3 protein-coding genes and 2 pseudogenes are annotated in these 5,718 nt (G+C 54.3%); 3 read left to right on the top strand and 2 right to left on the bottom strand.

Features of this window, described 5'->3' with window-relative positions; translation table 11 throughout:
- Positions 1 to 149: 149 nt before the first annotated feature.
- A pseudogene (locus ABYV26_RS19170) lies at positions 150 to 502 on the bottom strand (four helix bundle protein).
- 64 nt (positions 503 to 566) lie between these two features.
- Positions 567 to 1,628, bottom strand: a complete 1,062-nt coding sequence (queA, locus tag ABYV26_RS19165) for a tRNA preQ1(34) S-adenosylmethionine ribosyltransferase-isomerase QueA (RefSeq protein WP_372682963.1) — start codon at positions 1,626 to 1,628, stop codon at positions 567 to 569.
- A 576-nt stretch (positions 1,629 to 2,204) separates the two neighbouring features.
- Between queA and ABYV26_RS19160 the strand changes: the two genes are divergently transcribed.
- The 3 genes and pseudogenes from ABYV26_RS19160 to ABYV26_RS19150 form a co-directional block, all read left to right on the top strand.
- Positions 2,205 to 2,804, top strand: a complete 600-nt coding sequence (locus tag ABYV26_RS19160) for a TetR/AcrR family transcriptional regulator (protein WP_372682962.1) — start codon at positions 2,205 to 2,207, stop codon at positions 2,802 to 2,804.
- A gap of 114 nt (positions 2,805 to 2,918) precedes the next feature.
- On the top strand, positions 2,919 to 5,066 hold the full coding sequence (scpA, locus tag ABYV26_RS19155) for a methylmalonyl-CoA mutase (protein ID WP_372682961.1): 2,148 nt from the start codon (positions 2,919 to 2,921) through the stop codon (positions 5,064 to 5,066).
- 317 nt (positions 5,067 to 5,383) lie between these two features.
- Positions 5,384 to 5,718, top strand: a pseudogene (locus ABYV26_RS19150) (methylmalonyl Co-A mutase-associated GTPase MeaB); the annotation flags it as partial.

Here is a 5,718-nt window from a genome sequence, read left to right as displayed (position 1 = left end):
GGCATAAACACCGGGGTCTCGATTTGTCCATGAACGGTAGTTAATAGCCCTGCACGGGCGGAGGTATTGTTACATTTCTTCTGAAGTTCAAATATTCCCATAGTGTGAAGTGTAAAGTTTTAAGTGTTAAGCAAAGGATAGTCATCCATTTATTGTCGTTGGGATTTGATCAACCCTTGCAGCATATTGGATATCTCTTTTAGCTCCGATATCAGTTCTATAGCTTGTTCGTCAGGTATGATCACGCCTAATTTTGACGCAATATACATTTGTGTTCGTAATTCAGCCGCGGATCCCTTGGCGATGTTAAGGAAGCGGATGAACTCGGCTTTCGAACCGCGCTCTGCGCCTCAGCGATAGTGGAGGCAATGGATATTGCCGATCGACTCATTTGATCCTTTAACGCATATTCTTTGCAATCCTTGAGCAACTTGCAGATTTCAACGGCCAATCGACAAGACCGTTGCCACACTTCCAAATTCTCAAACGACGCATATGTCATTTGAATCCCTTAAAATCGATAAAATACATAGACTTAACCACTTAACACTTAATTTTTAACACTTTCAGTCAATCAACATCGCATCCCCATAGCTGAAAAAGCGATATTTTTCCTTTACGGCCGCGGCATATGCCTGAAGCATGGTTTCCCTGCCTGCAAAGGCCGACACCAGCATGAGCAGGGTGGATCGGGGCAGATGAAAGTTGGTGATCATGGCGTCCACACACGTGAAGGTATACCCGGGATAGATGAATAAATCGCACCGGCCGCTTCCCGGCTGGATTTTACCGCCCGTTCCGGCGGCAAACTCTAGCGTGCGCACACTGGTGGTGCCTACGGCCACCACCCGGCCCCCGTCTGCCTTGGCCTGGCTGACGATACGGGCCGTCTCTTGGGAAATGGAGTACCACTCCTCGTGAATGCGGTGGTCCCGGATATCATCCACACGCACCGGCACGAAGGTGCCGTAGCCCACGTGAAGGGTCACTGCCGCCACCGTGACCCCTTTTTCGCTAATCTGCGACAAGACCGCATCGGTAAAATGCAAACCGGCGGTAGGGGCGGCGATGGCGCCCTCCTCCCGGGCATAAACGGTCTGATAGCGCATCCGGTCCGCTTCATCCGGCTGGGTTTCGTCCCTTTTGATATAGGGCGGCAGAGGCATCCGCCCGATCCGGTGGAGCAGGCCGTCAAAGGGTTCCGGTGCCGAGAAGGCGACCGTATAGATGCCCTCGGAAAAATCCCGGACCTCGGCAACCAATCCCTCGTCGAAATGGATCCGCGTGCCGGCGCCGGCCTGTTTGGACGCCTTGATCAGACAACGGTAAACCCGTTTGCAGTCATCACGGCCGCGGCCATCGGCCTGGCCATAATCGAGGATCAGCAGTTCGGCTTTGCCGCCGGTGGCCTTGCGGCCATGCAGGCGTCCGGGGACGACCCGGGTGTTGTTAACCACCAGGACGTCCGAAGGGCGCAGCAGAGTGACGATCTCATGGAAATGCCGGTGTGAAACAGTGCCATTACCGCGAGACAGGTGAAGCAGCCTGGATCCGTCCCGGTCGGTTGCCGGGGTCTGGGCGATCAGTGCCTCTGGCAGGTCGTAATCGTAATCGTCGAGTGAGTACATTTTTTTAATGGACCGCCCCTTCGGCCATTTCCTTCCCAGATTAGCGGCGAGAGGGGGTGGTGGCTTCGCCACCCCATATCCCACCGTGATTGTATTTAACAGCGCCCATTGAGAAATGGTAGTTTTTTATCAAGGCCCAGGCCACATGCACGGGTCGATAGATCCCGTTTCCGGACGGGCACGATTGGATCCAGTACTATATTTACCTTCCGGTTCGTTATCAAGCGTTGGGTTGGACGACCGGTTAAGGCCGGCCGAACAAGGGCGCCCGGGCTAAAATTAACAGTATTCATTTATTGATCAAAATTCATAATATTTTTCTTGACAGAGGATTGGTGCCCATTCTAACGTGCCTAACCATAACAATGTTACCCTTCCTCTAATAAAAAAAATCGGCATTACATTTTATTCTAAATATTTCATATAAATACGAATATTTTTTAATGGAAACATCATTATTCAATACGGCCAATTGAATGTCAAAGCAACTAAACATAATAAATTTTATATTAAATTCAATACTTTAAAATATAGACAGGAATTGAATTCGCCCCTGCGATCGGACCAACCATAACAATGTTCACACCCCTTAAACCCGAAGTTTATCAGCGGCTGGAGCAGGCTGTTCTGGACATTTTTTCCCATTCCGATTTTCACAAGGCCAATATCCGCGACGTGGCCAACCGGGCGGGGGTGAGTTTTTCCACCATCTATAAGCACTACGGCTCGAAAGAGCGGCTGGTCTTTGCCTTTGTAGACGTTTGGCTGGGCAAATTGACTGAACGAATCTACGACCACCTTCAGGGCATCGAAGACCTGAAGGAAAAAATGCGCAAAGTCCTCTGGCTTCAGTTGGATTACTACGAGCGTAATCCGGGACTGGCCAGAATCATTTTCATGACCCTGCCCATGAAAACCTGGATGGCTGATGAAACGTTCAAGCAGAAAAAGATGATCCATCTCTATCTCGAGGTCATGCGCAACGGCCAGAAAGAGGGGCACCTGAATCCGCATGTGCGCGCCGGCGTATTATTGGATTTTATGTTGGGGACGGTCCAGCGGGCATTTACCATGTGGATCTCCAGGGGACAGCAGGGCAGATTGACCGATCAGGCCGGAATGCTTTTCGAAATGGTCTGGCGGGCGATTTCCAATCCCGGCAATGATCGGAGCTGATAAAAGGACGGTTTACGGCCGCGTCCACGTTAGGATGTTGATTAAATGGCGTGTATCGGGAAACCGGTAGCCCCATTTGAATTGGATCAACCGTTTTTAACAAAGGAGCACACCATGTCAGAACACCCCGATTTGCAAAAATGGAAGGATTTGTCCGCCAAACAGCTCAGGGGAAAGACCCTGGAAGACCTTCGATGGGACACCCCTGAAGGAATACGGGTCAAGCCATTGTATACAGCCCAGGACCTGGAGGGCATGCCCCACGTCAACACCCTGCCCGGCTTCGCCCCTTATGTCCGCGGCCCCATGGCCACCATGTATGCCGGGCGTCCCTGGACCATCCGCCAGTACGCCGGCTTTTCGACGGCCAAGGACTCCAACGCCTTTTACCGCCGCAACCTGGCCGCAGGCCAAAAGGGCCTTTCCGTGGCCTTTGACCTGGCCACCCACCGCGGTTATGATTCGGACCATCCCCGGGTGATGGGCGATGTGGGCAAGGCCGGTGTGGCCATCGACTCGGTGGAAGACATGAAGGTGCTGTTCGACCAGATCCCCCTGGACAAAATGAGCGTCTCCATGACCATGAACGGAGCGGTGCTGCCCATCATGGCCGGTTATATCGTCGCCGCCGAAGAGCAGGGCGTCAAACAGGAGCAGCTTTCCGGCACCATCCAGAATGACATCCTGAAGGAGTATTTGACCCGCAACACTTACATCTATCCGCCCACGCCTTCCATGCGCATCGTTTCGGACATCATCGCCTACTGCTCCGAGAACATGCCCAAATTCAACACGGTCAGCATCAGCGGCTACCACATGATGGAAGCCGGCGCCAACAGCGTGCTCCAGACGGCATTCACCTTGGCCGACGGGCTGGAATACGTGCGCGCCGCCATCGCCGCCGGACTGGACATCGATGCGTTTGCCCCGCGGCTGAGTTTTTTCTTCGGCGTGGGCATGAACTTTTTCATGGAGATCGCCATGCTGCGGGCGGCCCGCTACCTGTGGCACGACCTGCTCAAGCCCTTCAACCCGAAAAACCCGAAGTCCTCCATGCTGCGCACCCACGTCCAGACATCCGGCTGGAGCCTCACCCAGCAAGACCCTTACAACAACATTATCCGCACCACCCTGGAAGCGCTGGCGGCTGTGCTGGGCGGCACCCAGAGCCTGCACACCAACTCCTTCGATGAAGCCGTGGGACTGCCCACGGACTTTTCGGCCCGCATCGCCCGCAACACCCAGATCATTATCCAGGAAGAGTCCCAGGTGTGCCATACCGTCGACCCGCTGGGCGGCTCCTACTACATCGAATCGCTCACTGACGGCATCATCAAGGAAGCCCGCAAGATCATCGAGGAGGTGGAACAGCTGGGCGGCATGGCCAAGGCCATCGAAACCGGCATGCCCAAATTGCGCGTCGAGGAGTCGGCGGCCCGCAAACAGGCCCGCATCGACCAGGGGCTGGATGTCATCGTCGGTGTCAACAAATACAAGCTCGACGAAGATACACCCATGGACGTGCTGAACGTTTCGGAAAAAGTGCGCGAGGATCAGATCCGCATGATCAAGAAGCTCAAGGCCGAGCGTGACGGCGCGGCCGTTGGCAGTGCCCTGGGCGGCGTCACCCATGCCGCCGAAAGCGGCGGCAACCTGCTGGCGGCCAGCATTGCGGCCATCCGCGCCCGGGCCACCGTGGGAGAGGTGTCCGACGCCATGGAAAAGGTATTTGGTCGGTTCGTGGCCACCACCCAGTGCATCTCCGGGGTTTACGCGTCGGAGTATTCTAACAGCGCGGTCATCGACGCCATTCGTAAGCGCACGGCGGACTTTATGGAAAAAGAGGGTCGCCGGCCGCGCATCCTGCTCACCAAGATGGGCCAGGACGGGCATGACCGCGGCGTCAAGGTGGTGGCGACCGCCTTTGCCGATCTGGGCTTCGACGTGGACATCAGCCCCATGTTCCAGACGCCGGAAGAGGCAGCCAAAATGGCCGTGGAGAACGACGTCCACCTCGTGGGCGCCTCCAGCCTGGCCGCCGGCCACAAGGCACTGGTGCCCCAACTCATCGAGGCCTTGAAAAAAGCCGGCGGCGAAGACATTCTGGTCATCGTCGGCGGCGTGATTCCGCCGGGCGACTACGACTTTCTGTATCAAGCCGGCGCCGTAGGCGTCTTCGGCCCCGGCACGGCCATTACCGATTCGGCCAACAAGGTGCTCAACGCCCTGGACAGCCGGAATATAAAATCAAGTGCGATATGAAATATTCAAGTTAGAATGGATTTTGGGGAACAATTAATTGCAAGCACCAAAAATTAAATCCCAAAATCCAAATAAATCTCAAATTACAATGGCCAAATCTCAAAAATGATCAGTTGATTGTTAATTCAATATCTCGAATATTGATGGTTGGAATGTCCCTTCTTCAAGATCATACGGTTTGGAATTTTGAATTTGGCCATTGTGATTTAATTGTCATTTGGGTCTTGGTTATTGTTACTTAGCTTTTGTTTTGCGACACAAAATACGAATTGTAGGATTACCATACTAAAAATAGTTTAATTAGGAACTACTTCTCGATGGGTGAACGTGATCCCGAACATTACATTGACGGCGTCCGTGCCGGCAACCGCCGCATCCTGGCCAAGACCATCACCCTGATCGAAAGTGCGCACCCCGCGCACCGGGAATTGGGACGCACCGTGGTGGACCGGTTGATTCCGTACACGGGAAAGGCCGTGCGTCTCGGCATCACCGGCGTTCCCGGTGTCGGTAAGAGCACCTTCATCGAAAGCTTCGGCATGATGCTGGTGGAAAACGGTCTGCGGGTGGCGGTGCTGGCCGTAGACCCTTCCAGCACCCGCAGCGGCGGCAGCGTCATGGCGGACAAAACCCGCATGGAGCGGCTCTCCGT

Source organism: Desulfosarcina sp. (assembly GCF_041551955.1).
Classification (GTDB): domain Bacteria; phylum Desulfobacterota; class Desulfobacteria; order Desulfobacterales; family Desulfosarcinaceae; genus Desulfosarcina.
This window is presented reverse-complemented; position numbering and strand designations above follow the sequence as displayed.

What these genes read in the sequence shown, in the direction of transcription:
- queA (WP_372682963.1), bottom strand. Translation starts at nt 1,628, where the DNA reads ATGTACTCACTCGACGATTACGATTACGACCTGCCAGAGGCACTGATC.
- ABYV26_RS19160 (WP_372682962.1), top strand. Translation starts at nt 2,205, where the DNA reads ATGTTCACACCCCTTAAACCCGAAGTTTATCAGCGGCTGGAGCAGGCT.
- scpA (WP_372682961.1), top strand. Translation starts at nt 2,919, where the DNA reads ATGTCAGAACACCCCGATTTGCAAAAATGGAAGGATTTGTCCGCCAAA.